This is a genomic window from Clostridium sp. AF28-12 (assembly GCF_003435225.1).
Classification (GTDB): domain Bacteria; phylum Bacillota; class Clostridia; order Lachnospirales; family Lachnospiraceae; genus Pilosibacter; species Pilosibacter fragilis.
In genome coordinates this window covers 1-767 of sequence record NZ_QWGJ01000071.1, presented here as the reverse complement: position 1 = coordinate 767, position 767 = coordinate 1, and the positions used below count along the sequence as shown (strand labels likewise).

At 51.2% G+C, this 767-nt stretch carries 2 protein-coding genes; both read right to left on the bottom strand.

Going from position 1 to position 767, the window contains the following annotated elements; translation table 11 throughout:
* A partial coding sequence (locus DWY93_RS16840) for a VirB6/TrbL-like conjugal transfer protein, CD1112 family (RefSeq protein WP_242990776.1) occupies positions 1–524 on the bottom strand: 524 nt, incomplete at its 3' end.
* A gap of 69 nt (positions 525–593) precedes the next feature.
* On the bottom strand, positions 594–767 hold a 174-nt coding region (locus DWY93_RS16835; protein ID WP_117472757.1), incomplete at its 5' end, for a Maff2 family mobile element protein.

Here is a 767-nt window from a genome sequence, read left to right as displayed (position 1 = left end):
ATAAAGAGGGATTGGAACCGCAGTCCGAACAGCGGTCCCAAATCCATTTCCATCAGCCTCGGTTCCAGATCGGTCATAACTGAGGAAATGTCAATGGACGCATCCGAATTGATAATCCCTGCCGCCTGCGCCACCACGCTCTGCGCCATATCAAAGACGCCCATCACGATATTCCATGTGTTTGTAACAATGAGGATGGCGGCAGCTGATTTGAACACCCACTTGAAAATCATCCAGGTATCCACATCATGCAGGTTGTTCTTGTCTGCAATCATCTGGATCAGGTCTACGGTCATCACGATAGCCAGGATCACACCTGCAATCGGCACCATGATGGAGTTTGACAGATTCTCAATCATATTGAAAATACTGCCATTCCATCCCTGTGGGGTCTGTCCTACCTGTACGGATATGTCCGCGACCTGTTGGTTTACACTGTCAAACATCCCCGAAAGGTTGCTCATAATACCGCCCACCAGCATTTCTTTCAGCCAATTTGTCAGGGCTTCAAGTAAGAAATCCATACGGTGTCAACCTCCTTTCCGCCGCCCCCGCAGAGCTGCGGGAGCGGCAAGGATTTCATGCAGGAACGCTTAGACAGAGAACAGCCCGGAGAGCAGAGGTACAAGAACCATACCAACAACGGCTACACCAGCACCAGCCATGAGCTGCTTAATACCCTGTGACTTGGCGCCAGGGTTGTCGTTGCCGTAACCTTCCAACAGGTTGATGACACCCCAGATACCAAGACCAGCGCCCAGAGCGAT